Annotated in this window: 20 protein-coding genes; 6 read left to right on the plus strand and 14 right to left on the minus strand. The window is 66.3% G+C overall.

Annotated elements, in window-relative coordinates; genetic code table 11:
• The first annotated feature begins 92 nt into the window (after positions 1-92).
• Positions 93-728, plus strand: coding sequence for a YitT family protein (locus ACG97_RS04100; RefSeq protein WP_047966059.1), 636 nt, complete (start codon positions 93-95; stop codon positions 726-728).
• A gap of 3 nt (positions 729-731) precedes the next feature.
• Here the strand turns inward: ACG97_RS04100 and ACG97_RS04105 are convergent, their stop codons facing one another.
• Positions 732-1,985, minus strand: coding sequence for an MFS transporter (locus ACG97_RS04105; protein ID WP_047966060.1), 1,254 nt, complete (start codon positions 1,983-1,985; stop codon positions 732-734).
• A 96-nt stretch (positions 1,986-2,081) separates the two neighbouring features.
• On the opposite strand from ACG97_RS04105, the gene ACG97_RS04110 reads away from it, so the two are divergent.
• Together ACG97_RS04110 and ACG97_RS16855 are read left to right on the plus strand one after the other, a co-directional pair.
• Positions 2,082-2,981 (plus strand): LysR family transcriptional regulator, encoded by a 900-nt coding sequence (locus tag ACG97_RS04110; protein WP_047966061.1) that lies wholly within the window; start codon positions 2,082-2,084, stop codon positions 2,979-2,981.
• A 248-nt stretch (positions 2,982-3,229) separates the two neighbouring features.
• Positions 3,230-4,819 (plus strand): response regulator, encoded by a 1,590-nt coding sequence (locus tag ACG97_RS16855; RefSeq protein WP_053068055.1) that lies wholly within the window; start codon positions 3,230-3,232, stop codon positions 4,817-4,819.
• A 67-nt stretch (positions 4,820-4,886) separates the two neighbouring features.
• Here ACG97_RS16855 and dbpA read toward each other — a convergent pair whose 3' ends face one another.
• From dbpA to rsxA, 9 genes are all read right to left on the minus strand, one after another.
• On the minus strand, positions 4,887-6,269 hold the full coding sequence (gene dbpA / locus ACG97_RS04120; RefSeq protein WP_047966101.1) for an ATP-dependent RNA helicase DbpA: 1,383 nt from the start codon (positions 6,267-6,269) through the stop codon (positions 4,887-4,889).
• A 241-nt stretch (positions 6,270-6,510) separates the two neighbouring features.
• Positions 6,511-7,989 carry a DegQ family serine endoprotease gene (locus ACG97_RS04125; RefSeq protein WP_238377250.1) on the minus strand — a complete coding sequence of 493 codons (1,479 nt, stop codon included), beginning with the start codon at positions 7,987-7,989 and terminating at the stop codon, positions 6,511-6,513.
• A gap of 71 nt (positions 7,990-8,060) precedes the next feature.
• The gene (gene nth / locus ACG97_RS04130) at positions 8,061-8,693 is read right to left on the minus strand and encodes an endonuclease III (RefSeq protein ID WP_047966062.1); all 633 of its coding nucleotides are present in this window, start codon (positions 8,691-8,693) and stop codon (positions 8,061-8,063) included.
• Positions 8,690-9,412, minus strand: coding sequence for an electron transport complex subunit E (locus ACG97_RS04135; RefSeq protein WP_047966063.1), 723 nt, complete (start codon positions 9,410-9,412; stop codon positions 8,690-8,692). The genes nth and ACG97_RS04135 overlap by 4 nt, the downstream gene beginning before the upstream one ends.
• Positions 9,409-10,038, minus strand: coding sequence for an RnfABCDGE type electron transport complex subunit G (locus tag ACG97_RS04140; RefSeq protein WP_047966064.1), 630 nt, complete (start codon positions 10,036-10,038; stop codon positions 9,409-9,411). Before ACG97_RS04140 ends, ACG97_RS04135 begins: the two co-directional genes overlap by 4 nt.
• A complete protein-coding gene (locus ACG97_RS04145) occupies positions 10,038-11,039 on the minus strand; it encodes an RnfABCDGE type electron transport complex subunit D (protein WP_047966065.1) in 1,002 nt (333 codons plus the stop codon). The genes ACG97_RS04140 and ACG97_RS04145 overlap by 1 nt, the downstream gene beginning before the upstream one ends.
• On the minus strand, positions 11,036-12,955 hold the full coding sequence (rsxC, locus tag ACG97_RS04150) for an electron transport complex subunit RsxC (RefSeq protein ID WP_047966066.1): 1,920 nt from the start codon (positions 12,953-12,955) through the stop codon (positions 11,036-11,038). Before rsxC ends, ACG97_RS04145 begins: the two co-directional genes overlap by 4 nt.
• Positions 12,952-13,527: an electron transport complex subunit RsxB gene (rsxB, locus tag ACG97_RS04155; RefSeq protein WP_047966067.1), complete on the minus strand. Its 576-nt coding sequence runs from the start codon at positions 13,525-13,527 to the stop codon at positions 12,952-12,954. The genes rsxC and rsxB overlap by 4 nt, the downstream gene beginning before the upstream one ends.
• Complete coding sequence (rsxA, locus tag ACG97_RS04160) at positions 13,524-14,105, minus strand: electron transport complex subunit RsxA (protein ID WP_202902697.1); 582 nt, start codon at positions 14,103-14,105, stop codon at positions 13,524-13,526. Before rsxA ends, rsxB begins: the two co-directional genes overlap by 4 nt.
• 270 nt (positions 14,106-14,375) lie before the next feature.
• Between rsxA and ACG97_RS04165 the strand changes: the two genes are divergently transcribed.
• A complete protein-coding gene (locus tag ACG97_RS04165; RefSeq protein ID WP_047966068.1) occupies positions 14,376-16,409 on the plus strand; it encodes a methyl-accepting chemotaxis protein in 2,034 nt (677 codons plus the stop codon).
• 252 nt (positions 16,410-16,661) lie between these two features.
• Positions 16,662-19,238: an ATP-dependent chaperone ClpB gene (clpB, locus tag ACG97_RS04170; RefSeq protein WP_047966069.1), complete on the plus strand. Its 2,577-nt coding sequence runs from the start codon at positions 16,662-16,664 to the stop codon at positions 19,236-19,238.
• An 81-nt stretch (positions 19,239-19,319) separates the two neighbouring features.
• Here clpB and ushA read toward each other — a convergent pair whose 3' ends face one another.
• Positions 19,320-20,954, minus strand: coding sequence for a bifunctional UDP-sugar hydrolase/5'-nucleotidase UshA (gene ushA / locus ACG97_RS04175; RefSeq protein WP_047966070.1), 1,635 nt, complete (start codon positions 20,952-20,954; stop codon positions 19,320-19,322).
• Between the two features lie 114 nt (positions 20,955-21,068).
• Entirely contained in the window at positions 21,069-22,754 is a 1,686-nt protein-coding gene (locus ACG97_RS04180; protein ID WP_047966071.1) for a glutamine--tRNA ligase/YqeY domain fusion protein, read from the minus strand.
• Between the two features lie 375 nt (positions 22,755-23,129).
• Here ACG97_RS04180 and ppk2 point away from each other — a divergent pair, with 375 nt between their 5' ends.
• Positions 23,130-23,948, plus strand: a complete 819-nt coding sequence (ppk2, locus tag ACG97_RS04185) for a polyphosphate kinase 2 (protein WP_202902699.1) — start codon at positions 23,130-23,132, stop codon at positions 23,946-23,948.
• Between the two features lie 113 nt (positions 23,949-24,061).
• On the opposite strand, the gene ACG97_RS04190 is transcribed toward ppk2, so the two are convergent.
• Both ACG97_RS04190 and ACG97_RS04195 read right to left on the minus strand, forming a co-directional pair.
• Positions 24,062-25,039 (minus strand): NAD(P)/FAD-dependent oxidoreductase, encoded by a 978-nt coding sequence (locus ACG97_RS04190; protein ID WP_047966073.1) that lies wholly within the window; start codon positions 25,037-25,039, stop codon positions 24,062-24,064.
• A gap of 144 nt (positions 25,040-25,183) precedes the next feature.
• The gene (locus ACG97_RS04195; protein WP_047966074.1) at positions 25,184-26,359 is read right to left on the minus strand and encodes an HD-GYP domain-containing protein; all 1,176 of its coding nucleotides are present in this window, start codon (positions 26,357-26,359) and stop codon (positions 25,184-25,186) included.
• Positions 26,360-26,404 lie beyond the last annotated feature (45 nt).

Here is a 26,404-nt window from a genome sequence, read left to right on the forward strand (position 1 = left end):
CATTCACGGGTTTTTTGATCTGGATTCATTGCCTTCGGCGCACGGCTGGCTACAATCCGCGGCTGACATATTGCACTGCGGAATAATTCGAGATGACGAGCGCCAGCCACACCCTGTTGGATCCCGAAACCAACGACGTTTCCCATACCCTGCTGGAAGACATTCTGGCCATCCTGGTCGGCACCCTGCTGGTGGCCTTCGGCGTGGCGATGTTCAAGCAGGCCGGCCTGCTCACCGGCAGCACCGCCGGTATCGCCTTCCTGATCCACTACCAGAGCGGCATTCCGTTCGGGGTGGTGTTTTCGCTGATCAATGTGCCGTTCTACTGGCTGGCGGTGAAGCGCATGGGCTGGGCGTTCACCATCAAGACCTTTGTCGCGGTCAGCCTGCTGTCGCTGTTCTCCGGGCTGCACGCGCAGTTTGCCCATTTCGGGCCGCTGGATCCGTTCTACAGCGGCGTGGTCGGCGGCCTGATGATGGGCATGGGCTTTATCGCGTTGTTCCGCCACAAGGCCAGCCTCGGCGGCATCAACATCCTGGCGCTGTACCTGCAGGACCGCCACGGTATCCGTGCCGGCAAGCTGCAGCTGGGTGTCGACCTGATGATCCTGCTGGCGTCGCTGTTCATGGTCAGCGTGCCGGCCTTGCTCGGCTCCATCCTCGGCGCGCTGGCGCTGAACATGGTGATCGGCTTCAATCACCGGCCGGACCGCTATATCGCGATGTGAGGCTCAGGCGCCGGGCAGCGGCGGCAACCGGCGCAGGTGCAGGGCGATGGCCAGTGCCGCCAGCAGCAACAGGCTGAGGCAGGCGGCCACGCCCGGCCAGCGGTGCGATTCCCACAGCACGCCGGACAGCGTGCCCATCACGCTGGAGCCGGCGTAGTAGGCGGTCAGGTAACACGCCGACGCCAGCGCCCGAGCCTGCAGTGCGCGGCGCCCAACCCAGCTGCTGGCCACCGAGTGCGCGCCGAAGAAGCCGAAGGTGAACAGCGCGACGCCGCCGACCACCAACCATAGCTGCTGCGGCAGCGTCAGCAACAAGCCGGCCGCCATCACCACGATCATCAGCCACAGCACATTGCGCCGCCCGAGGCGGTCGGCGAGGGTGCCGGCCCACGCCGACGACCAGATCCCCACCACGTACAGCAGGAACACCAGGCCGATCTGGCTCTGGCTGAGGCCGAACGGCGCCTGCAGCAGGCGGTAGCCGAGGTAGTTGTACAGGCTGACGAAGCAGCCCATCAGCAAAAAGGCGGACAGGAACAGCCACGGCAGGCCGGCGTCGGCAAAGTGACGGCGACCGTTGTGCCACAGCTGCGCCAGACTGCCGCGTGCCGGCTGGAAGTGGCGCGATGCCGGCAGCTGCTTCCACACCAGTGCCGCCGCCAGCAGCCCGATGCCGCCCAGCACCGCCAGCGCCAGCCGCCAGCCGGCGATATCGGCCAGCAGCGCCGCCAGATAGCGGCCGCTCATGCCGCCCAGCGCATTGCCGGCGATATACAGCCCCAGCGCCTTGCCCAGCGAGCTGGCTTCCACTTCCTCACTCAGATACGCCATCGCCACCGCCGGCAAACCGGCCAGCACCATGCCGAAGGCGGCGCGCGACCAGACCAGCGCGGCAAAGCTCTGCGTCAGCGTTGCGGCCAACGTCAGCAGCGCCCCGACCAGCAGGGCGGCCACCATCAGCGGCTTGCGCCCGAGGCGGTCGGCCAGCAGGCTGGCCGGGATCAGCATCAGTGCCATCGACAGCGTGCCGGCAGAGAGCACGGTACTGGCGTGGGCGGCGCCGCTGCCGAATTCGGCCGAGAACAGCGGCAGCAGCGGCTGCACGCCATAGAGCATGGCGAAGGTGGCAAAGCCGGCGCAGAACAGCGCCCAGCCGGTACGACGGTAGGCGGCGGAGCCGGTGACCAGCTTGCCGGGGGCGGGCGCGGCCGGCGTGACGGAGCAGGGGGGTGACAGGGGTGCGCAATAGCTGGTCATGGCAAGGTACCGGGCAGAAGACAGGCTGATGCTAGGCTTGGCCAATCTGGCAGTCCAATATATATTTCAGTAGTTATTCATATCTAAAAGCGATTAATGGAACTGCGCCATCTGCGTTATTTCGTCACCGTGGCCGAAGAGCTGCACTTCACCCGTGCCGCCGAACGGCTGCACATCGGCCAGCCGCCGCTCAGCCAGCAAATCCAGGCGCTGGAGGCCGAGCTGGGGGTGCAACTGTTCCAGCGCAGCAAGCGGCGGGTGCTGCTGACCACGGCCGGCGAACGCCTGCTGTTGCGGGCGCGGCGTCTGCTGGCCGATGCCGAGGCCGCCGCCGAGGAAGCGCGCCGGGCCGGTCGCGGCGAGGTCGGCGAGCTGCGCATCGCGTTCACCTCGTCGATGCCGCTGGCCGGCGTGCTGCCGGATAGCCTGCGCCACTATCGCGAACGCTATCCGGCGGTCAGCCTCAAGCTGGAGGAAATGTTCAGCGGCGACCAGTACCTCGCGTTGCAGCAGCAGCGGCTGGATGTCGGTTTCGTGCGCTACAACGGAGATGAGGTGGTGCCTGGCATCCGCCGCCGCGAGCTGCGCCGCGACCGGCTGTGCGTGGTGATCCGCCGCAACCACCCGCTGGCGGCGCGCCCCCGGCTGGCGTTTGCCGAGCTGCGCGACGAAGGCTTCATCGTCTACCCGCCGGGGGTGTCCACCGGGCTGCCGGCGCTGATCCGGCAGCTGGCGCAGGCGGCCGGCTTCCAGCCGCGCATCGCGCAGACCTCCGGCGAGGCGATGACGCAGATCGCGCTGGTCGCCGCCGGGCTGGGCATCGCCATCCTGCCGTCGCCGCTGGCCTGCGTGCAGCTGGACGGGGTCTGCTACATCCCGCTCACCGATGCCGCCGCCTACCTGTCGATGGCGGTGGCGACCCGTGAGCAGGAATCGTCGCCGCTGGTGGCTGCGTTTCTGGACGTGCTGCCAACGTTGGCCGCAATCGCGCCGTAGCGCGTGCTGCGGGTGAAAAATGGCGCCGTAGCGCTGTCGGACGCAGTGATCTGCGCCACCTTGCCGCCCTGGCGTGGCGGCTGTGCCGCGTGCGGCTTGATCCACGGCAACACTGGCCGGCAGCGGGGTTCGCAACTATGGTAGTAACACCGGCTTTGCTGTATTTTTAGCCTCACGCCGCTGTGGTTGCAGCACTGGAGCAGGCCGTTTCGGCGGCAGATAACGATAAGAAAAACAAAGGAGGGCGTGTGAACACGTTCGATGAAAGCACCACGGTGCTGATTATTGAGGATTCGCATACCGTGCGGCAGTCGCTGCGCGCGATGCTGGCCCAGGTCGGCATCGCCCGTTCCGAGGCGGCGGTCAATGCCGCCGACGGTTTGCAGCGGATACGGCGCAAGCAGTTCGACGTCGTGCTGTGCGACTACAACCTGGGCGACGGCATGAGCGGGCAGGAGCTGCTCGAGCTGCTGCGCCGCAGCAATGCCTATCCGCTGACCTCGGTGTGGATCATGATCACCGGCGAGCGCAAGTACGAGCGCGTGGTCGCCGCCGCCGAAGTGGCGCCGGACGACTACATCCTGAAGCCGTTTTCCAGCCAGACCCTGTTCGACCGCCTGCGCCTGGCGCTGCAGCGCAAGCTGTTCCTGCGCCCGGCCCACCTCAAGCTGCTGGCCGGCGAGGTGTCGCAGGCGCTGCTGATCCTGCGCCAGCTGGAGAGCATTGCCGAAAACAATGTGCAGGTGATGGACGTGCTGCGGCTGATGGCGGAGACCTACATGCTCAACGACCAGTTCAGCGAGGCGCGGCAGGTGTACGAGAAGATCCTGGCGATGAAGGCGATCCCGTGGGCGAAGATGGGCATGGTGCGCATCCTGAAGGAACAGGACGACATCGAGCAGAGCACGGTCATCCTCAACGAGATCATCGCCGACGCCCCCAACTACACCGATGCCTACGATGCGCTGGCACAGAACCTGACCCACGGCGGCCAGTTCCAGGAGGCGCTGTCGATCCTGGAAAAGGCGGTGGCGCTGTCGCCGCGCAACTTCCAGCGCCTGTGCGCCTGTGGCGAGACGGCGCTGAACGTCGGCGACCCGCTGAAGGCGGCCACCTACCTGGAAAAGGCGGTGCTGATCGGGCGCAACAACAGCGCCTTCGGCCCCGGGGTCATGGTCGACCTGCTGCAGGCCTACAGCGAGGGCGAGCAGCTGGAGAAGATGGATCGCCTGTCGCAGGAGCTGGGCGGCCTGCTCAAGGGCGAGGCCGACCAGTTTCTGCTGCTGGTCTGTCGCGCGCTGTCGACGCTGGGGCGCAAGCGCTATACCGATGCCATGGCGTTGCTGCGTCAGGCGGCGGCCTTTCTGCTGCTGCCGCAAACCGGCTGGCGCGACGCTACCCGCTTCATCGAGGCGGTGGCCCGCCTGCCGCAGGACATCGACGGCTACTGTGCCGGTGAATGGCTGCAGCAGCTGGCCTTGCGCTTCGTGAAGAATCACCAGGACGTCACGCTGATGACTGCGCTGTCGCGCGACAACCAGGTGATGATCGCGGCGATCGAGGCGGCGCACACCACGCTGCAGGCGGCCAACGATCAGGCGGTGGCGATGGCGAAGAACGGCCAGAAACAGCAGGCGGCACTGATGCTGTACGGCGTGGCGACGCAGACCCGCAACGACCGTCTCGGCATGAACGCCTGTTCGCTGCTGCTGCAGGACAGTGCGCCGGAGAGCCTGGACAAGGTGCTGCAGCTGATGAAATGGCTGCCGCAGGACCACGAACGGGTGCAGGGCTTCAACGCCATCCTGTCCAAGCGCGAGATACTGTCCGAAGGCTGAGCCGGCGGCAGGTCACGAAAAAGCCCGGATCGGTGATCCGGGCTTTTGCATGCGGCGGGGTGGTGGTTTAGCTGACGAAGCGCATCTTGTAGCTCTTGGCCTTGATCTTGCCGACCGACAGCCGTTCCATCGCCTGCTGCGCGATGCCGCGCTCCAGTGCGACGAAGGTGCAGAACTCGAACACCATGATTTTGCCGACCTGGCTACCGGCAATGCCGCCTTCGCCGGTCAGCGCGCCGAGAATGTCGCCCGGGCGCAGCTTGTCACGCTTGCCGCCGCCGATTTCCAGCGTCAGCATCGGTGGCAGCAGCGGGCCGCCGGGTGCCGGCTTCAGCTCGCTGACTTCACCCCAGATCAGCGGCGCCTTCTGGTATTCCTCTACCGCCGAGGCGCGGCGCGCGTCGCTGGGGCTGACCAGGGTTAGCGCCAGGCCGTGCTTGTCGCCACGGCCGGTGCGGCCGATACGGTGGATGTGGATTTCCGGATCGTGCGCCACGTCGACGTTTATCACCAGATCGAGGTCCTTGATGTCCAGGCCGCGGGCGGCGACGTCGGTGGCGACCAGCACCGTGGTGCTCTTGTTGGCAAAGCGCGCCAGGATCTGGTCGCGGTCGCGCTGTTCCAGTTCGCCGTATAGCGCCAGTGCGGAGAAGCCGGCCTGTTCCAGCTCGGCCACCAGCTCCTTGCAGCGCAGCTTGGTGTTGCAGAACGCCAGCGCCGAGCTGGGGCGCACGCTTTGCAGCGCGCGCGCCACCACGTCCAGACGCTGGTCGGGGTCGATCTCGTAAAACCACTGCTCGATCTTGCTGTCGTCGTGCAGCGATTCCACCTTCACCTGCTGCGGGTTCTTCATGAACTGCTCGGCCAGCTTGCGGATATTGTCCGGGTAGGTGGCGGAGAACATCAGCGTCTGGCGCTGGCGCGGGCAGGCGCGCACGATGCCGACGATTTCTTCGATGAAACCCATGTCCACCATGCGGTCGGCCTCATCCAGCACCAGCGTTTTCACGCCGCTGAGGTTCAGCGATTCGCGGAACAGGTGATCCTGCAGCCGGCCGGGGGTGCCGACCACGATGTGGGCGCCGTGCTCCAGCGAGGCGCGTTGCGGCGCCATCGGCGTGCCGCCGCACAGGGTGATGACCTTGATGTTGTCGATGGCGCGCGCCAGACGGCGGATTTCCTGCGCCACCTGGTCGGCCAGTTCGCGCGTCGGGCACAGTACCAGTGCCTGCACGCCGAACCAGCGCGGATTCAGGCTGTTGATCAGGCCCAGTGCGAACGCCGCCGTCTTGCCGCTGCCGGTCTTGGCTTGCGCGATCACGTCACGGCCATCGAGGATGGCGGGCAGGCTTTCGGCCTGGATCGGCGTCATGCTGTGGTAGCCGAGGCTATCCAGATTGGAGAGCAGGTTTTGCGGCAGGGAGAGCGAGGAGAATTTGGCTTTGTTCACAATGACTTGGCGTTGATTAATCAGCAAGGGGCGGAGTGTAGCAGCAAGGGCGGCTGCGGCCAACCTTTCAGCGGTGGCGGGTGGCAAATCGGTGGCTGGGCGCAGGTAGTACTAAGCGGCTTGTTGTGCGGAGTTGTCTGGCTGGCTGGCGGGCGTGGATAGGAATGTCAGCCGGCCCCAGATGCGAACAACCCCGCCGTAGCGGGGTTGTGCACGATGACGGCAAGGTTGGCCGCACGCGTCAGTTCAGGCGCAGCGGCACGTACAGCGTGCTGTCCTGGCGGCGTACCAGCAGTGCGATATTGCCCTTGGCGTTTTGCAGCGCGCGTTCGAAGCTGCGGATGTTGCTGATCTCCATCTGGTTCAGGCCGATGATCACGTCGCCGTTCTGCAGCCCGGCCTGCGCCGACACGCCCTGCGCCTGCTGGATCACCAGCCCGCCGCGCACGCCCAGTGCTTCCTTGTCTTCCGCGCTCAGCTCGGACAGGGTCAGCCCCAGCTGGTCGAAGCGGTAGCTCTGCGGCAGCGCCGGGCTGTTGTTGCCCTGTGGCGTGGCCAGCTGTTCGCCCGGCAGTTCGATCAGGGTGGCGTCGATATTGCGCTCGCTGCCCTTGCGCCACACGCCCAGCTTGATGGTGGCGCCCGGCGGCTGGTCGCCGACCATGCGCGGCAGGTCGCGCGAGTTCTCCACCACCTGGCCGTTGAGGCGCAGGATGATGTCGCCCACCAGCAGGCCGGCCTTGCTGGCCGGGCCTTGCGGCTCGACACGCACCACCAGCGCCCCGCGCGGCCGGTCAAGGCCGAAGGACTGTGCCAGCTCTTTCGACACTTCCTGGATATGCACGCCCAGCTGGCCGCGGCTGACCTTGCCGCTGGTCTTCAGCTGGTCGGCCACCTTCATCGCCAGGTCGATCGGGATCGCGAACGAGATGCCCATGAAACCGCCGGAGCGGCTGTAGATCTGCGAGTTGATGCCGACCACTTCGCCCTTGAGGTTGAACAGCGGGCCGCCGGAGTTGCCGGGGTTGATCGCCACATCGGTCTGGATGAAGGGCACATAGCTCTCGTCCGGCAGGCTGCGGCCCTTGGCCGACACGATGCCGGCGGTGACGGTGTTCTCGAAGCCGAACGGCGCGCCGATCGCGGCCACCCATTCGCCGACTTTCAGCGCGTCCGGAGTGCCGATCTTGACGGTCGGCAGGTTGGCCGCGTCGATCTTCAGTACCGCTACGTCGGTGCGCTTGTCGAGGCCGATCAGGCGCGCGCGCATTTCACGCTTGTCGGTGAGCATCACCTTGATCTGGCTGCTGCCGCTGACCACGTGGGCATTGGTGAGGATGTAGCCGTCCTGGCTGAACACGAAGCCGGAGCCGAAGGACACGCTGTCCTGTGCCGGCGCCGGGTCCTGCTGCGCGTTCGGCGGCATGAAGCGGCGGAAGAATTCGTACAGCGGATCGTCTTCCGGCACCGGAATCGGCAGCTCGCTCTGGCGCGGGGTGCTGTCGGCGCGGCTGGCCTGGATGTTGACCACGGACGGGCCTTCGCGCTCCACCAGCAGGGTGAAGTCGGGCAGCAGCATGGCGACCTGGCCGTTTGCCTGCGCCGGAATGGCGACGGTGGAAACCGGCTTTTCGTCTTTGAACAGGCCTTCGATCTTGCCGCAGCCACCCAGGGCAGCGGCGATGGCGGCCACGATGAGCAGCCTTGTGTACGGATTCACCTCGGTATTCCTTTTAATGGTGTACTTTGCAGATGAGGTTTTGTCGCAAAACTTCAACTGGCAGGGAACTATCATAGCGGTTTTGCCGGATATTCGCAGAGGTCCGCGATGATGCAGCGCCAGCACTCCGGCTTGCGTGCCTTGCACACGTAGCGGCCGTGCAGGATCAGCCAGTGGTGGGCGTCGAGCCGGTATTCGGCCGGGATCAGCCGCACCAGCTTGTCCTCCACCTCGCGCACGTCCTTGCCGGGGGCGAGGCGGGTGCGGTTGGCGACGCGGAAAATGTGGGTGTCGACGGCGATGGTCGGCTGGCCGAAGGCGGTGTTGAGCACCACGTTGGCGGTCTTGCGGCCAACCCCTGGCAGCGCCTCCAGCGCCTCGCGCTGCTGCGGCACCTCGCCGCCGTGCTGTTCCAGCAGGATGCGGCAGGTGGCGATGGTGTTCTTCGCCTTGGTGCGGTACAGGCCGATGGTCTTGATGTACTCCTCCAGCCCTTCCTCACCCAGCGCCAGCATCTTGTCCGGTGTCGGCGCCACTGGGAACAACAGCCGGGTGGCCTTGTTGACGCCGACGTCGGTGGCTTGCGCCGACAGCAGCACGGCGATCAGCAGCTGGAACGGTGTCGCGTACTCCAGCTCGGTGGTGGGGTGCGGGTTCTGCGCCTGCAGGCGGGCAAAGATCTCGGCGCGGATGGCTTTGTTCATTCGGTACTCGCTACGCTTGAAGTCGGGGATGCCGCCTGGCTGGCACGCCGGGTGGCGCTGCGGCGGGCGCGTTCGTCCAGCCAGTTCTTGGCGGCGATCAGCAGCGCGAGGCCGATGAAGCCGCCCGGTGGCAGCATCGCCAGCAGGAACTGGTAGTTGGCCTCGGCCGGCACCAGGTGCAGCACCAGCGCGTGGCCGGCGTCACCCAGCAGCAGGTGTGCGCCGTCAAACAGCGTGCCCTTGCCCAGCACCTCGCGCAGGCCTCCGAGCAGCAGCAGCACCAGCGTCAGCCCCAGTCCCATCATCAGGCCGTCCAGTGCCGCCGCGCGCACGCTGTTGCGCGAGGCAAACGCCTCGGCCCGCGCCAGCACGATGCAGTTGGTGGTGATCAGTGGAATGAAAATGCCGAGCACCAGGTACAGGCCGTGCAGCCAGGCGTTCATCGCCAGATCGACGCAGGTCACCAGCGTGGCGATGATGATGATGAACACCGGATTGCGGATGTCGTTGGGGATCCACTGCCGCGCGGCCGCCACCGCGCTGCCGGAGAGGGTGGTCACCAGCGTGGTGGCCAGCCCCAGCGCCAGCGCGTTGATGGCGGTGTTGCTGATCGCCAGCACCGGGCACAGCCCCAGCAGTTGCACGAGGCCAGGGTTCTGTTTCCACAGCGCGTTGTGGCAGATGTCGCGCCAGCGGCTGGCGCTTGCGGGTGTGGTCATGGCGTATTCCGGGGCAGCAGAGTGCTGCGGTAGCGGTGGAAGGCGGCCACGGTGCGGCCAACCGCGGCGGTGACGGCGCGGGCGGAGACGGTAGCGCCGCTGACGTAGTCGAATTCGCCGCCATCCTTGCGCACGCGCCACGCCGGCAGGTTGGCCGCGCCCTTGCCGCCGAACTGGCGCGCCCATTCGCTGCGCGCGAGGTCGATGTAGTCGCCAAGGCCGGGGGTTTCCTGGTGCTTGACCACCCGTACCGCGTGCACGCTGCCATCCGGCAACAGGCCAATCAGCAAGCGGATGCGGCCGCTGTAGCCGTCCGGCGCCACGTTTTCGAACACCAGGCCGCTGACGCGGCCCTGGCGGCGCGCGGTATAGAACGCCAGCGCTTCAGGGCTGCCGAACGCCTGCTGGATGGCCGGCGGTAGCGGCTGGCGGCTGGCGGGCAGCACGTTGTCGAAGCTGGCCGCGGGCAGCGTCTGTGCCAGCAGCGCACTCTGCGCGGCGAGCTCGTTGGCGGCGACGGTGCGGTGGGTGGTCAGCCAGGTGCCGCCCAGCAGCAGCGTGGCGGTGGCGGCGAAACCGGCCAGGATCAGCGCGCTGCGTTGCGCCTGTTGCCACGGGCGGCGCATCAGGAACGCCCCTTGCGATGGCCGAACACGGTGGGGCGCGTGTACTGGTCCAGCAGCGGCACCGTCATGTTCATCAGCAACACGGCAAAGGCGATACCGTCCGGGAAGTTGCCGAACACGCGAATGACGTAGGTCAGCAGCCCGACACCAAAGCCGAAGATCAGCCGTCCCTTGGGCGTACTGGCGCCGGACACCGGATCGGTGACGATGAAGGCCGCCGCCAGCAGGGTGCCGCCTTGCAGCAGGTGCAGCAGCGGCGATGCGTACTGTGCCGGCTGCCACAGCCACAGCGGCAGCGCCAATGCCAGCAGCCCGGCCAGCATCGCCAGCGGCGTCTGCCACGGGATCAGCTTTTGCTGCCACAGCCACAGGCCGCCGGCCAGCCAGCCCAGCGCGATCAGCCCCTGCGCCGACGATTGCGGCAACAGCCCGGCCAGCGCCTGGCCCTGGCGCAGCCCGGTCTTGAGCACGTCCAGCGGCGTGGCGCTGCTGATCGCGTCCGGCACGCTGCCGGGCGCCAGCGTGTGCAGGAAGATCCACTGCCACTGTGCCGCGGCGTCCAGCGGCAGCTGCGGGCTGCCCCACTGCGCCATCTGCGCCGGGAACGACACCACCATCAGCGCAAAGCCGGCCATCGCCGGATTGAACGGGTTGTTGCCGAGGCCGCCGTACAGCTGCTTGGCGACGATGATGGCGAACAGGGTGGCGACCACGATCATCCACCAGCTGCCCAGCGGTGGCAGCGACAGCGCCAGCAGCCAGGCGGTGACGATGGCGGACAGGTCTTTCAGTGCCGGCCACACCGCCATGCCGCGCAGGCGCAGCATGACGGCCTCGGCGCCCAGTGCGGTGAGGCTGGCCAGCAGCAGTTGCAGCAGTATGCCGATGCCGTTGCAGTAGACGGACAGGGCGATGCCGGGCAGCAGCGCGGCGAGGACTTTCAGCATCACCGTGGACACGGTGGCCGGTTTGGCGATATGGGTCGAGTGGATGGCGGTCATGAGTCGGGTTGTTGTTTGGCCCTGGCTTGATCAGCGGCCGCCTTGCGTGCGGCGGCACGCGTCATCGCGGCGGCGATGGCCGCCTGCTTGGCGTCGTCGAGCCCGCTGCTCTGCGGTGGCGGGGAAGGTGGCTGGCCGCTGGCGGCCTTGGCTTCGTCGTCGGCACTCTTGCGCGCGGCGGCACGCGCCATCGCCGCGGCGATGGCCGCCTGCTTGGCGTCGTCGAGCCCGCTGCTCTGCAGAGGCGGGGCAGGTGGCTGGTCGCTGGCGGCCTTGGCTTCGTCGGCGGCGTTCTTGCGCGCGGCGGCGCGGGCCATTGCGGCGGCAATCGCCGCCTGCTTGGCGTCATTCAGGCCGCTGCTATGCTGTTCCGGCAGTGGCGCCGCTTCGCGCTGCGCGGCGGCCCGTGCCATGGCAGCGGCGATGGCGGCCTGTTTCGGGTCGGAGGTGGGCGCAAGGTTGGCCGCAGCGCTGTGGCCGGGTGTCTGGCGTGCGGCGGCCTGGGCTGCTGCCTTGTCGGCGAGACGCTGCGCTTTTTCGGCCTTGTCGCGCTGCAGGCGGAACTGGCGGAATTCGTGGCGCTGCCGCGCGAGATTGGCGGCGTTCTTGTCGCGCTCGGCGGCCCAGATCTCGCTCTTGGCGAATCGGTAGTAGTCGACCAGCGGAATCTGGCTGGGGCAGACATAACTGCAGGCGCCGCACTCGATGCAGTCGAACAGCTGCCACTGCTGCGCCTTGTCGAAGTTCTTCGCCTTGGCGAACCAGAACAGGTCCATCGGCTGCAGCGACACCGGGCAGGCGCTGGCGCAGTCGCCGCAGCGGATGCAGGCCTGCGCCGGCGGCCGCGGCGGGAACAGCGCCGGCGACTTGACGAGCAGGCAGTTGCCGGCCTTGGTCAGCCCGGCGCCAAGATCGGGCAGGGTAAAGCCCATCAGCGGGCCACCCATCACCACCTCGTGGCTGTCGCGGTGTGGCTGCGCCAGGGCCAGCAGGCTGGCGAGCGGTGTGCCGATCAGTGCCTCGACGTTGGCCGCAGCGTCCACCGCGCCGGTAAGGGTGACGATGCGGCTGATCAGCGGCTCGCCGTGCAGCACCGCGCGGCCGATGGCGTAGACGGTGGCGACGTTGAAGCACTGCACACCGTGTTCGGTGGCGCGCACGCCGTGCGGAATGGCCTTGCCGGTCAGCACGTGGATCAGCTGCTTGGCGCCACCGCTGGGGTATTTGGTTGGCACTGCCACCACGCGGTAGCCGTGCGCGGCGGCGGCGGCCTGCATCGCGGCGATTGCCTGCGGCTTGTTGTCCTCGATGCCGATCAGCACCTGGCGCGCCTGCAGTGCATGGCGGGTGACGGCGATGCCCTCGCAGATGGCGTCGGCGCGCTCGCGCATCAGGCGGTCGTCGCAGCTGATGTAGGGTTCGCACTCGGCACCGTTGATGACCAGTGTCTCCAGCGGGCTGACGCCGAGCTTGAGATGGCTGGGGAACACAGCGCCGCCGAGGCCGACGATGCCCATCTGCGCCAGGAAGTCGCGGATCTCGGCGCCGCTGCGCTGCGGCCAGTCGTACAGCGGCTGGCGATCAGTCCAGCGCTCCTCGCCGTCGCTGTCGAGGGTGATGCACAGTTCCGGCAGGCCGGATGGATGGGCGAACGGCTGCGGCGCGATGGCGCTGATCACGCCGGAAGTCGGCGCGTGCACCGCGGCCGACAGGCGGCCGTCGGCGGTGGCGATCAGCTGGCCCTTGGCGACACGGTCGCCGACCGCGACGCAGGGGCGCGCGGCATTACCCATGCTCTGGCGCAGCGCGACGTGCAGCTGCGGCGGCAGCGGTGCCTGGCGGATCGGCGCGGCGCTGGATTGCGCCTTGTTTTCCGGCGGGTGGATGCCGCCGGGAAAATCGAACAGCGGCATCATGGCTTGGCTCCGCTGGCGATGGATTTGATCGGGATGGTGGGGTAGCGCCACTGCCAGTTGGTGAGTTCGCTGCCCGGCGGAATCATGCGGATGCAGTCGACCGGACACGGCGCCAGGCACAGCTCGCAGCCGGTGCACTCGCTGGCGATCACGGTGTGCATCTGCTTGGCGGCGCCGAGGATGGCGTCCACCGGACAGGCCTGGATGCACAGGGTACAGCCGATGCAGGTGGCCTCGTCGATCAGCGCCACCGCCTTCGCTTTCGGCTGCGGCGCGCCCTCGCCGAACGGCTTGAACTCGACGCCGAGCAGCTCGGCCAGCTTGCGGATGCCGTCCTCGCCGCCGGGCGGGCACTTGTTGATGTCGTCGTTGCCGGCGGCCAGCGCCTCGGCGTAGGGGCGACAGCCGGGATGGCTGCACTGGCCACACTGCGTCTGCGGCAGGATGGCGTCGATCTTGTCCACCAGCGGGTTGGCCTTGACGCGGAAGCGCACCGAGGCATAGCCGAGAATGGCGCCCAGCAGCAGCGCCAGCAGCAGCATCAGCGCCACCGCGATCAGCAGTTCGCTCATTGCACCAGCCCCCCGAAACCCATGAAGGCGAGGCTCATCAGCCCGGCGGTGACCAGCGCGATCGCGGTGCCGCGAAACGGCAGCGGTACGTCGGCGCCTTCCAGTCGTTCGCGCATGGCACCGAACAGGATCAGGATCAGCGAGAAGCCGAGTGCGGAGCCGAGGCCGAACACCAGCGCCTCGGCAAAGCTGTGCTGTGCCTGCACGTTGAGCAGCGGTACGCCCAGCACCGCGCAGTTGGTGGTGATCAGCGGCAGGTAGATGCCCAGCGACTGGTACAGCACCGGGCTGGTCTTGTGGATCACCATTTCGGTGAACTGCACGATGGCGGCGATCACCACGATGAAGGACAGGGTGCGCAGGTACTCAAGATCGAGCGCGACCAGCAGCAGGTTGATCAGGTGGCTGCTGCCGGAGGCCAGCGTCAGCACGAAAGCGGTGGCGGCACCCATGCCGATGGCGGCTTCCAGCTTTCTGGATACCCCCATGAACGGGCACAGCCCGAGCATGCGCACCAGTATCACGTTGTTGACGAGTACGGTGCTGACCAGCAGCAAAAAGTAGTGTTGCAAATCCATTCCGGGGCCCGGTAAGCGTTATCCGCGGATTATCCGTGTTCACCGGTGCCGCTTCAACCTTGATCTGGATAAAGCGGCAGCCGGTTTTTGCCACGGTGGAGCAAATCTTGCTTGTCCACGCGAACGCGACTGTGTCACTGTATGCCTGTATACAGTTGCCAAAGTGGCCGTCCGCAACACGGGCGGCCGTTTTCCGCCAGCGCGGCGCTACCCCGCCGCCGCCGGCGTGACGGTGAGATGCCGGAATAAAAAAACGATAAGGAAGCAAGGATGAAGCGTGCGATCAGCATCGGCACCCGTCTGGTCTGGGCCCAGGTGGCCCTGATGTCACTGTTGGTGGTCGCCCTGATGGTGCCGGCCTATCTGTTTTCGCAAAAGCTGCTGTTCGAGCGCACCCAGGCGGTGCAGCAGCAGCTGATCCACCAGTCGGCCAATATGGCGGCCGGCTTCGACGACGCGCTGAAAATCTCCGCCCAGCAGTTCGAGCGCATGTTCATCGCCAGCTTCAGCGGCGCCTTTGCCGTGGCGGCCGAGGAGAAGGTCGATACCGGCGGCCAGCTGCTGCCGTCGCTGAAGGTGGGCGGGGTACTGCTCAACAACAATCACGATCTCGCCGGCGAGTTCGCGGTGCGCAGCGGCAACCCGGCCTCGGTGCTGGTCAAGGACGGCGACGACTTCTACCGGGTGTCGACCTCGCTGCTGACCGCCGACGGCCGCCGCGCGGTCGGCAGCAAGCTGGAGCGCAGCAGCCCGGTGTATGAGCGGCTGAGCCGCGGCATGCCGTTCCAGGGCAAGGTGGTGATGTTCGACAAGGAATACGTGGTCAGCTACAGCCCGCTGAAAAACGAGAACGACCAGGTGATCGGTGCCACCTCGGTGGCGCTCAGCGCCAGCGAGGGCGTCGGCGGCCTGCTGGCACGCCTGTCCAAGGTCAAGCTGGGCGACTCCGGCCATATCGTCATCATCGGCGCCGACAAGAACAGCAGCGAATTCGGCCGCTTCGTGCTGCACCCGAAACTGACCGGCCGCACCATCGACAAGGACGTCGATGCCGGCGGCCAACCTTACCTGGCCGAGATGCTGAACCAGGCCAGCGGCAGCCGCACCGTGCGCAAGCTGGACGACAACGGCAAGCCGGCCGAGCACATGCTGACCTGGCAGCGCTTTGACGCCTGGGGCTGGGTGATCGTCAGCGACGAGCTGACCGCCGAGCTGCAACGCGACAACAACATCCTGCTGCAGGGCCTGATCGGCGGCTGCCTGTTGCTGGTGGTGTTGCTGTCGCTGTCGCTGTGGCTGCTCACCGGCCGGCTGGTGGCCCGGCCGGTGCGGCTGCTGGTCAAGGCCGTCGGCGAGGTGCGCGACAGCAGCGACCTGACCCGCCGCCTCGACATCCCGCGCCGCGACGAAATCGGCGAGGTGGCCGGCGCGCTCAACAACCTGCTGGAGAGCTTCCGTCAGTCGCTGAACCGCACCCGCGCCCACGCCGAGGAGCTGGAAGCCGCTGCGCACGAGCTGGCCGGCAAGGCGGAAACCGCCGCCGTGGCCGCCGGTGAACAGCGCGACAGCGCCGGCGTGATGGACAGCCATGCCCGCCAGCTGAATGACGGCGTGCACCGTATCGAACACGTCGCCGGCGAGGCCAGCCGCGCCGCGCGCGCGTCCAGCGACGCCGCCAGCCAGGGTAGCCAGAGCCTGGTGGCGGCGGTGGACGAGGTCAACCGCATCGCCAACACCCTCGGCGCCGCAGAGGGCAGCCTGCACAGCCTGGAAGGCAGTGCCAGCCAGATCACCAGCATCATCAAGGTGATCCGCGACATTGCCGACCAGACCAATCTGCTGGCGTTGAATGCCGCGATCGAGGCTGCACGTGCCGGCGAATTCGGCCGCGGCTTTGCCGTGGTCGCCGACGAGGTACGCAAGCTGGCGGAGCGCACCAGCCAGTCGACGCAGGAGATCGGCGGCATGATTGGCGCCATGCAGCAGGCGACGCTGGCGGCGGTGGACGCGATGCGGCAGTCGGTGACGCTGGCCGCCAACGGCGCGGCGATCACCGGCGAGGCCCGCCACGCCATCGACAGCATTCTCGACGCCTCGCGCGAAACGATGGCGGTGGTGTCGCGCATCCACCAGCAGCTCGGCGAGCAGCGGCAGAGCGTGGAGGAGATCGCAGCGCAGGTGGCGACGGTGGCGTCGCAGGCGCAGGTCGGCAGCGAGGCGGCGCAGCGTTCGTCCGAGACGGCGCAGCACATGACCGGCCTTGCCGATGCGCTGCGCGACGAGGTCAGCGTGTTCCGTACCTGATACCGGATCGCTTGCGACCAACGTTGGCCGCAACGCGCCAGGCCCGTGTTCTGCCGTGAGGCGGACACGGGCCTTTTGCTTTTTGCCGGCTGCCGCCGCCGTTTGGGCTATGGTGGTACAAGCTGGTCAGCATTGCGGTGGCAGCGATCGCTGCGCCGCTTGATCCCGGACAAAAACGCTGCGGATGCCGCTTGAAAAGCCATGCGTGATGCCCAAGTTTGTCATCATCAAACTGCAAGCAAGGAGCCTGTGATGCGTTTCGACAAACTCACCACCAAATTCCAGCAAGCGCTGGGCGATTCCCAGAGCCTGGCACTGGCCGGCGACAATGCCTATATCGAGCCGCAGCACCTGCTGCTGGCGATGCTGGACGACGCCGACAGCGGCATCGTCAGCCTGCTGGCCCGCGCCGGCGTCAATGTCAGCGCGCTGAAAGGCAGCCTGCGCGACGCGGTGGCGCGCCTGCCGAAAGTCAGCGGTACCGGCGGCGAGGTCACCGTGTCGCGCGACCTGACCAACCTGCTCAACCTCGCCGACAAGGCGGCGATGAAGCGCGGCGACCAGTTCATCGCCAGCGAGCTGTTCCTGCTGGTGCTGGCCGAGGACAAGGGCGAGACCGGCCGCCTGCTGAAGCAGCACGGCGGTAACAGCGCGGCGATCCACGCCGCGGTGGAGGCGGTGCGCGGCGGCGATGCGGTCAACAGCGCCGATGCCGAAGAGCAGCGCGAGGCACTGAAAAAGTACACGCTGGACCTGACCGAACGCGCGCGGCAGGGCAAGCTGGACCCGGTGATCGGCCGTGACGACGAGATCCGCCGCGCCATCCAGGTGCTGCAGCGCCGCACCAAGAACAACCCGGTGCTGATCGGCGAACCGGGCGTCGGCAAGACCGCCATTGTCGAAGGCCTGGCACAGCGCATCGTCAACGGCGAGGTGCCGGAAAGCCTGAAGCACAAGAAACTGCTGGTGCTGGACATGGCCGGGCTGATCGCCGGTGCCAAGTTCCGCGGCGAGTTCGAGGAACGCCTGAAGGCGGTGCTCAGCGACATCGCCAAGGACGAGGGCAGCATCATCCTGTTCATCGACGAGATCCACACCATGGTCGGCGCCGGCAAGGCCGAGGGCGCGATGGACGCCGGCAATATGCTGAAGCCGGCGCTGGCGCGCGGCGAGCTGCACTGCCTCGGTGCCACCACGCTGGACGAGTACCGCAAGTACATCGAGAAGGATGCCGCGCTGGAGCGCCGCTTCCAGAAGGTGCTGGTCGACGAGCCGACGGTGGAGGACACCATCGCCATCCTGCGCGGGCTGCAGGAAAAGTACGAAATTCACCACGGCGTGGACATCACCGATCCGGCCATCGTCGCCGCCGCCGAGCTGTCGCACCGCTACATTACCGACCGTTTCCTGCCGGACAAGGCCATCGACCTGATCGACGAGGCTGCCTCCAAGATCAAGATGGAGCTGGACTCCAAGCCGGAAGAAATGGACAAGCTCGACCGCCGCCTGATCCAGCTGAAGATCGAGCGCGAGGCGGTGAAGCGCGAAACCGACGAAGCCTCGAAGAAACGCCTGCAGCTGATCGAGGAAGAAATCGGTGGCCTGTCGCGCGAATACGCCGACCTGGAAGAAATCTGGAAGGCGGAAAAGGCCAGCCAGCAGGGCAGCCAGTCGATCAAGGAAGAGATCGAGCGGCTGAAGGTGGAAATGGACGAGCTGAAACGCAAGGGCGACTGGCAGAAACTGGCCGAGTTGCAGTATGGCAAGCTGCCGCAGCTGGAAGGGCGGCTGAAGGATGCCGAGGCCGCCGCCAGCGGCGACAACAAGCCTAACCGTCTGCTGCGCACCCAGGTCGGCGCCGAGGAAATCGCCGAGGTGATCTCGCGCATGACCGGCATCCCGGTGTCCAAGATGCTCACCGGCGAGCGCGAGAAGCTGCTGCACATGGAAGCCGTGCTACACCAGCGTGTGGTGGGTCAGGACGAAGCGGTGACCGTGGTCGCCGACGCCATCCGCCGTTCGCGCTCCGGCCTCGCCGACCCCAACCGTCCGTACGGCTCCTTCCTGTTCCTCGGCCCCACCGGCGTCGGCAAGACCGAGTTGTGCAAGGCGCTGGCCGGTTTCCTGTTCGACAGCGAGGAGCACCTGATCCGCGTCGACATGTCGGAATACATGGAGAAGCACTCGGTCGCCCGCCTGATCGGCGCGCCACCGGGCTACGTCGGTTACGAGGAGGGTGGCATGCTCACCGAGCAGGTGCGCCGCAAGCCGTACAGCGTGATCCTGCTCGACGAGGTGGAAAAGGCGCACCCGGACGTGTTCAACGTGCTGCTGCAGGTGCTGGACGACGGCCGCCTGACCGACGGCCAGGGCCGCACCGTGGACTTCAAGAACACGGTGATCGTGATGACCTCCAATATGGGCAGCCAGCACATCCAGGCCATGGCCAGCGACGACTACCAGGTGGTGAAACTGGCGGTACTGGCGGAGGTGAAATCGCACTTCCGTCCGGAGTTTGTCAACCGCATCGATGAGCTGGTGGTATTCCATGCCTTGGCGGAAGCACAGATCAAGTCCATCGCCCGCATCCAGCTGAAGCGGCTGGAACAGCGCCTCGCCAAGCTGGAGCTGAACCTGCAGGTGAGCGAGGAAGCGCTGAGCCTGATCGCGGACGCCGGCTTCGACCCGGTATACGGCGCGCGGCCGCTGAAACGGGCGATCCAGAGCGAGATCGAAAACCCGCTGGCCAAGGCGATCCTGGCCGGGCATTACCTGCCGAAGGCAACAGTGATGGTGGATGTGCGCGGCGGGCAGCTGGTGTTCGACTAAGCCGGCGAGCGCTTGACGCGGCATTGAGCAAGGTTGGCCGCAAGCCTGTTTGGCTTGCGGCCAACCTTTTTTCGTTGCTGCTTAGTGGCGGATCACGCTATTGCCCGGCTCGAAATTGCTGCTCCGGATCGGGCTTTGTGTGCTGATGTAGGCCTTCAGCATGTCGGCATCGACAAAGCCGGTGTCGACAAAGCCGGGTTTGCCGGCAAGGCGCGGGTAGCCGTCGCCGCCGGCGGCCATGAAGCTGTTGATCGCCATGCGGTAGCGCCTGGTCGGGTCGATGGGCTGGCCGCCGATGCTGGCCTGTTTCACTTCACCGTTCTCGATCAGCAGCTGCACGCCGGCAAACTGCGCGAAGGCACCGGCGCCGGCGCTCATTTTCGCGGCGGCGGCGAGGTAGTCCAGCGCTTCCTTGCCGCTGAAGTCGATGAAGGTGAGGGTGCTGCCGAACGGGAACACCTTCAGCACGTCCTTGTAGCTGATCCGGCCGGCCGGCAGCGAGTCACGGATGCCGCCGGAGTTGACCACCGCAAAGTCGGCGCGGGCCTTGTCCATCATCGCCAGTGCGGTAAACACGCCGAGGCTGGTCGGCTCCTTGCGTACCTGGCTGCGATCGCCGTTGAGCTTACCGTCGCTGCTGCCGACTTCGACCGATAGTGCCGCCTGGCCCTTGTCCTGATACGGCTGCAGGAAGCCCAGCAGCGCAGGGTTCTCGGCGATCTCGGTGGTATACGGCACTTTCTGGCTGCTGCCGTCGGCGCGCTTGACTGTCTGTTTCAGGTTCACCGGCAGCAGCTGGTATTGCAGCAGCGTCAGCTCGCCGTTGCGGTACTGGAAGTCGGCGCGGCCAACGTACTTGCCCCATTCGTGCGCCTGCACGATCCAGGTGCCGTTCTGGCGATCCGGCGCGCACGGCTGACCGGGGACGTAGGCATCGTTGCGCACGTTTTCGGCCTGCATGCACACCGGGTTCTGGCTGTGACCGCCGACGATGAGGTCGAAGCCCTGCACCGCGCGGGCCATCTCCACGTCGCCCGCGGCATTCACGCCGTGGACGCCGTTGGTGTAATGGCCCATGTGGGTGGCGGCGATGACGATATTGGCGCGCGCCTTCAGCTCCGGCATCAGCGCGGCGGCCTCGGCGGCCGGCTGGCGGAATTCCACGCCCTTGACGTTGTCGGGGCTGACCAGCTTCCAGGTGTCGTCGGTGGTCAGGCCCATCACCGCTACCTTGACGCCGCCGAGATTGAAGATCTGGTAAGGCTGGAACAGGCGCTGTCCGTCCTTGTAGACGTTGGCCGCCAACATCGGGAAGTTTATCCAGCGCTGCTGCTTCTGCAGTACCGCCAGCGGCTTGTCGAACTCGTGGTTGCCGACCGCCATCGCGTCGTAGCCCAGCCGGTTCATGCCCTTGAAGTCCGGCTCGGCGTCCTGCAGGTCGGATTCCGGTACCCCGGTGTTGACGTCGCCGCCGTCCAGCAACAGGCTGTAGCCGCCCTGGGCCTTGACCTCGGCACGGATGCCGTCGATCAGCGTCTTGCGTGCGGCCATGCCGTACTCGCCGTCGCTGTTTTTCCAGAAACGGCCGTGGTGATCGTTGGTGTGCAGGATGGTGATGCGGTAGGTCTTGTCCGGCTGGTAGCCGCCCAGGCTGCTGCAACCGCTGATGCCCAGTGTCAGTAGCGACAGGCCGATGGTGGTGATGCGTGCCTTCATCTCGTTAACCCCTCAGTAAACGCGTGATGACGAAAAAATGGCAGGACATCGAGTCCTGCCATGCTTTGCATCATTAACTTAGCGCATCTGCGGGGATCATGCTATCCCGAATGCTTATTTCGCCCAGCTGTCTTTCAGGCCGACGGTGCGGTTAAACACGATCTTGCTGCCCGGCTGGTGCTGGTGGCGGTCGGTGACGAAGTAGCCGATGCGCTCGAACTGGTAGCGCGTTTCCGGCGCTGCGTCGCGGACCACTGGCTCGATGTAGCCGGTGATGGTCTGCAGCGAGTCCGGATTCAGGAACTGCATGAAGTCGACGTATTCGCCGTCTTCGCCGCGCACCGCGTCCGGCCGCGGCTCGTTGAACAGGCGGTCGTAGAGGCGCACTTCCGCAGTCACGGCATGGTCGGCCGCCAGCCAGTGGATCACGCCCTTCACCTTGCGGCCAACCGGGTTCTGCCCCAGCGTGTCGTGGTCGATGGAGCATTTCAGCTCGATCACCTTGCCGTCCGCGTCCTTGATCACTTCGTCACACTTGATCACGTAGCTGTAGCGCAGGCGCACTTCGCCGCCGACGGTGAGGCGCTGCCATTTCGGTGGCGGCACTTCGGCGAAGTCGTCACGCTCGATGTAGATCTCGCGCGCGATCGGTACTTCGCGTTCGCCGAATTCCGGATGGTGCGGATGGTACGGCGCGCTGCGGCTGGCGGTGACGCCGTCCTTATAGTTGGTGAGGGTGACCTTGATCGGGTCCAGCACCGCCATCACGCGCGGCGATTCGTTTTCTAGCATCTCGCGCACCGCGCCTTCGAGAATGGCCAGGTCGATGATGTTTTCACCGCGCGACACGCCGATGCGCTGCGAGAACAGGCGGATGCCGGCCGGGCTGTAGCCGCGGCGGCGCATGCCTTCGATGGTCGGCATGCGCGGGTCGTCCCAGCCGCTGACCTTGTTGTCGGTGACCAGCGCGTTCAGCTTGCGCTTGGAGGTCAGCGCGTACAGCAGCTCCAGGCGCGAGAATTCGTACTGGCGCGGGTGGCAGCCGATGCGGATGTTGTCCAGCACCCAGTCGTACAGCGGGCGGTGGTCTTCGAACTCCAGCGTGCACAGCGAGTGGGTGATGCCCTCGATCGCGTCCGAGATGCAGTGGGTGTAGTCGTACATCGGGTAGATGCACCACGCGTCGCCGGTGCGGTGGTGATGCGCGCGGCGGATACGGTAGATCACCGGGTCGCGCAGGTTGACGTTGCCGGAAGTCATGTCGATCTTCAGGCGCAGCGTCTTGCTGCCGTCGGCGAATTCACCGTTCTTCATGCGCGTGAACAGGTCGAGGTTTTCCGCCACGCTGCGCTCGCGGAACGGGCTGTTCTTGCCTGGCTCGGTCAGGCTGCCGCGGTATTCGCGCATCTGTTCGGCGTTGAGGTCGCAGACAAAGGCGTGGCCGGACTGGATCAACTCGATGGCGTAGTCGTACAGCTGCTGGAAGTAGTCGGAGGCGTAGCGCACGTTGCCGTCCCACTGGAAGCCGAGCCAGGCCACGCTGTCCTTGATGGCCTGCACGTACTCGTCGGATTCCTTCTCCGGGTTGGTGTCGTCCATGCGCAGGTTGCACTTGCCCTGATAGTCCTCGGCCAGGCCGAAGTTCAGGCAGATCGACTTGGCGTGGCCGATGTGCAGGTAGCCGTTGGGTTCCGGCGGGAAGCGGGTCACGATGCTGCTGTGTTTACCGGAGGCAAGGTCTTCATCGATGATGGCACGGATGAAGTTGCTGATGACTGGCGCGTTGTTTTCTACGGACATGGTGATGAATTCGGTCGGCAATAATCTGATCTTGCGATTGTACCTGATTCGCCTGTTGCCGCGCAGTGCCGCTGCAGTGCGGCGCTATTTGATCCGCATCAACTGCGCGCCAGCCAGCTCATGACGCTGACAATGGCGGGGGCGTAGCATGTTTTGTATTACCCCACCGTAAAGAGTCGCACCATGAATGACGAAAACAGCAAGGAACAGCCGTTGAACCAGGAAGCCGACAGCGTGGCTGCCGAGCCGCAAAAGCCGGCACCGGCACGGCGCCGCAGCGCGGTGGCCAAGGCGCGCGAGGCGGCGGCGCGCGAAATCGAGGCCATCAGCCATGCGCCGGTGGCGCTGCAGGTGGCGCACGCGCCGCACGGCACCATGGAGGACAGCACCAGCGCGCCGTTGCCGGCGGATTTTCCGTATCGCAGCCGCATCAAGCGCGACGATTACGAGCGGCAGAAGGCCGCGCTGCAGGTCGAGCTGCTGAAGGTGCAGAACTGGGTCAAGGAAACAGGGCAGAAGATCGTGGTGCTGTTCGAAGGCCGCGACGCCGCCGGCAAGGGCGGCACCATCAAGCGCTTCATGGAGCACCTCAATCCGCGCGGCGCGCGGGTGGTGGCGCTCGAGAAGCCGACCGAGCAGGAACGCGGCCAGTGGTACTTCCAGCGTTACATCCAGCACCTGCCCACCGCCGGCGAGATGGTGCTGTTCGACCGCAGCTGGTACAACCGTGCCGGCGTGGAGCGGGTGATGGGCTTCTGCACGCCGCAGGAGTACCTGGAATTCATGCGCCAGACACCGCAGCTGGAACGCATGCTGGTTAACAGCGGCATCCACCTGTTCAAGTTCTGGTTCTCGGTCAGCCGCGAGGAGCAGCTGCGCCGCTTCATCTCGCGTCGCGATGATCCGCTGAAACACTGGAAGCTGTCGCCGATCGACATCCAGTCGCTGGACAAATGGGACGACTATACCGAGGCGAAGAAGGCGATGTTCTTCCACACCGATACCGGCGACGCGCCGTGGGCGGTGATCAAGTCCGACGACAAGAAGCGTGCCCGTCTCAACTGCCTGCGCCATTTCCTGTGGCAGCTGCCGTACCCGGACAAGAACCTCGCCATCATCCGCCCGGATGACAAGATCGTCGGCGCCGCCGGCAGCGTGTTCGAGGCGTCGGAGAAGGAACTGGATCACTTCTGATCCGCCACGGCCGCGGCGGTGCATGAGGGCAGGGCGCCGTTGCCGGCATGAGGATGACCAAGGTTGGCCGCAATGGCGTGTGCTGTTGCGGCCAAGTTTTTGTCGTTTGTACCTTAGTGCGCTGCCAGCAGCGCGTCGGCAAGCCGCGTGCCGCTCAGATAGGCATCCTCGACGCGCTTGCCCAGGCACCAGTCACCGGCGACGCCGACACCGTCCTGCAGCAGGAAGCCGTCCGGTAGCGGATTGGCCGCCTGCGCGTACAGCCAGCGGTGCGCGCTCAGCTGGTGTGGTGACAGGCTGCCGCCGCAGTGCCCGGCCAACGCCGCGCACAGTGCTTGCGCCACCTGCGCCGGGTCGTCGTCCACGTGCTGCGCCGACCACGCGGGGTTGGCATGCAGCACCCAGCTTTCCATCGCCGGCCGCGCCGGCTTGCTGTTGTTGCGCGCCACCCACGACAGCGGACCCTCGCCGATGAAGGCGGCGTCGAAAGCCAGCGACAGCGGGCGGTCGCTGAGCAGCATCGCCGCCCAGCATGGCTGCATCTCGACGGCGGCAGCCCGTGTTTGCAGCGCCGGCAGCGCGGCCAGCAACGGCGCCGCCTGTGCTGGCGGTATCGCCAGCACCACCTGCTGCGCCTGCCACTGGCTGCCATCGTCAAAAGCCAGCTGCCAGCCGCTGCCGCTACGCTGCAGCGCGAGCAGGCGCAGCCGGTGCTGCACCGGCAGCCCGCTAGCCAGCGCGCGACACAGCGCGCTCATGCCAGGGGTGCCGACGAAGCGTGCCTCCGGCGCCAGCTCACGCGGCTGGCCGTCGTCCGCCAGTGTCACCACGCGGCCGGACCAGGGCGCGCACCAGCCGGCCTGCTGCCAGTGGGTCAGCGCGGCGACAAACTCCGGGGTGCGGGCGGTGAAGTACTGCGCGCCATGATCGAAGCTGAAACCGTCGCCGCGGCGGGTGGCCATGCGCCCGCCCATGCCCTTGCTCTTGTCGAAGATCACCACCTCGCGTCCGGCCGCCGCCAGCTGCCGTGTACAGCTGATGCCGGCCATGCCGGCGCCAATTACCGCGATGTCACACCGTTTTGCTGTCATCCGTCGTCGGCCTTTCTCGCCGCAATGTCGTCATTCACGGCGGGCATTGTCGGCGTCTATTGCATTTTTGTATAGTACAAATATCGGATGGGCAAAAAAATGCGGCCAATGTTGGCCGCAGACGGTCCGGCTGCTGTCAGCGCGTCAGCTGTTCCACAGTTTCAGCAGGAAGGCGGGGCGCACGCCGGCTTCCTGCGGTGACACCGGCTGGCTGATGGTGTAGTCGGCAAGGCCGGTGTTGCGCGGCATCGGCTCGCCGTACACCTCGCCGTTGGCCGCGCGCACGCTGGCAACGCGCGGCTGGGTGTTGTTGCCGTCGGCGGCGCGGTGGGTGACGATGGCGATTTCCTGGTTGGCGAGGCGAACGAAGCTGCCCGGCGGGTAGATGCCCAGTTCCTTGATCAGCAGCGCGACAAAGCGCGAATCGAACTCGCTGAATTCGCCCTTGTACAGCCGTGCCAGCGCGATCGACGGCAGCCGCCCGGCGCGGTGCGCCTGGCTGATCAGCAGCGAGGTCAGCACGTCGGTGAGGCGGATCAGGTGCGCACCGGGGTCGATCTCTTCCTTCTTCAGGCCGTAGGGATAGCCGGCGCCGTTCCATTCCTCGTGGTGCTGCTGCACCAGCAGGTGCCAGCGCTCGTTCTCCACGCCCAGATCGCGCAGCAGCGCGGAGGACAGCAGCGGGTGGCCGTACATCTGCTGTTGCTGCTCGTTGCTGAGCTTGGCCTGCTGCTTGGTCAGCTCGCTGTGTAGCCCGGTGGCGGAGATGTTCATGGTCAGCGCCGCGCACAGCAGCACCTGCATCTCGTCGGCCGGCAGCTTCAGGCGCCGCCCCAGCACCGCGAGGATGGCGGCGGTGTGCAGGCTGTGGGTACTGCCGTAGTCCTGGAACGGCACCAGCAGGCAGGAGGCGATCAGCCCGTCCGGCTGTTGCTCTGAGAGCGTGGCCAGTCGCTGCGCCACCTGTGTTACTTGTGCCTCGAATTCGCTGACGTGGAAGTAGTGGTTGAGCAGGCCGCGCATCTTGTGCGCCAGGCTGTCCATTTCCACCAGCGGGTTGCGGCCGCGGCTTTCGCGCTCCTTGCGCTGCTGCTCCTGCTGCTTTTCGCGGCGTTCGCGCAGCTCGCGCTCTGCGGCGGCCATCTTGGCGTCCTTGCTGATTTCGCCGTTGGCCAGCAGCCGCTGTTTTTGTTCCTCGGTCAGCACGTAGTGGCCGCGCTTGACCAGCAGCACGCCGCTCTTGTGGTACACGTCCATCTGCAATTCCTTGCCGACGATGACGTGGCTGGCACTCAATTTGGTAGTTGTTATCTCACTCATAAGCTGCGAGCCCGGCCCTTGTGATGACGCATCAGTGTGTGGGTG

Origin of the sequence: Vogesella sp. EB (genome assembly GCF_001037925.1) — a bacterium.
GTDB lineage: Bacteria > Pseudomonadota > Gammaproteobacteria > Burkholderiales > Chromobacteriaceae > Vogesella > Vogesella indigofera.

Bases quoted from the DNA above. Each gene is read 5' to 3' on its own strand.
- ACG97_RS04100 (WP_047966059.1), top strand. From the start codon at position 93: ATGACGAGCGCCAGCCACACCCTGTTGGATCCCGAAACCAACGACGTT.
- ACG97_RS04105 (WP_047966060.1), bottom strand. From the start codon at position 1,985: ATGACCAGCTATTGCGCACCCCTGTCACCCCCCTGCTCCGTCACGCCG.
- ACG97_RS04110 (WP_047966061.1), top strand. From the start codon at position 2,082: ATGGAACTGCGCCATCTGCGTTATTTCGTCACCGTGGCCGAAGAGCTG.
- nth (WP_047966062.1), bottom strand. From the start codon at position 8,693: ATGAACAAAGCCATCCGCGCCGAGATCTTTGCCCGCCTGCAGGCGCAG.
- ACG97_RS04135 (WP_047966063.1), bottom strand. From the start codon at position 9,412: ATGACCACACCCGCAAGCGCCAGCCGCTGGCGCGACATCTGCCACAAC.
- ACG97_RS04140 (WP_047966064.1), bottom strand. From the start codon at position 10,038: ATGCGCCGCCCGTGGCAACAGGCGCAACGCAGCGCGCTGATCCTGGCC.
- ACG97_RS04145 (WP_047966065.1), bottom strand. From the start codon at position 11,039: ATGACCGCCATCCACTCGACCCATATCGCCAAACCGGCCACCGTGTCC.
- rsxC (WP_047966066.1), bottom strand. From the start codon at position 12,955: ATGATGCCGCTGTTCGATTTTCCCGGCGGCATCCACCCGCCGGAAAAC.
- rsxB (WP_047966067.1), bottom strand. From the start codon at position 13,527: ATGAGCGAACTGCTGATCGCGGTGGCGCTGATGCTGCTGCTGGCGCTG.
- rsxA (WP_202902697.1), bottom strand. From the start codon at position 14,105: ATGGATTTGCAACACTACTTTTTGCTGCTGGTCAGCACCGTACTCGTC.
- ACG97_RS04165 (WP_047966068.1), top strand. From the start codon at position 14,376: ATGAAGCGTGCGATCAGCATCGGCACCCGTCTGGTCTGGGCCCAGGTG.
- clpB (WP_047966069.1), top strand. From the start codon at position 16,662: ATGCGTTTCGACAAACTCACCACCAAATTCCAGCAAGCGCTGGGCGAT.
- ushA (WP_047966070.1), bottom strand. From the start codon at position 20,954: ATGAAGGCACGCATCACCACCATCGGCCTGTCGCTACTGACACTGGGC.
- ACG97_RS04180 (WP_047966071.1), bottom strand. From the start codon at position 22,754: ATGTCCGTAGAAAACAACGCGCCAGTCATCAGCAACTTCATCCGTGCC.
- ppk2 (WP_202902699.1), top strand. From the start codon at position 23,130: ATGGAGGACAGCACCAGCGCGCCGTTGCCGGCGGATTTTCCGTATCGC.
- ACG97_RS04190 (WP_047966073.1), bottom strand. From the start codon at position 25,039: ATGACAGCAAAACGGTGTGACATCGCGGTAATTGGCGCCGGCATGGCC.
- ACG97_RS04195 (WP_047966074.1), bottom strand. From the start codon at position 26,359: ATGAGTGAGATAACAACTACCAAATTGAGTGCCAGCCACGTCATCGTC.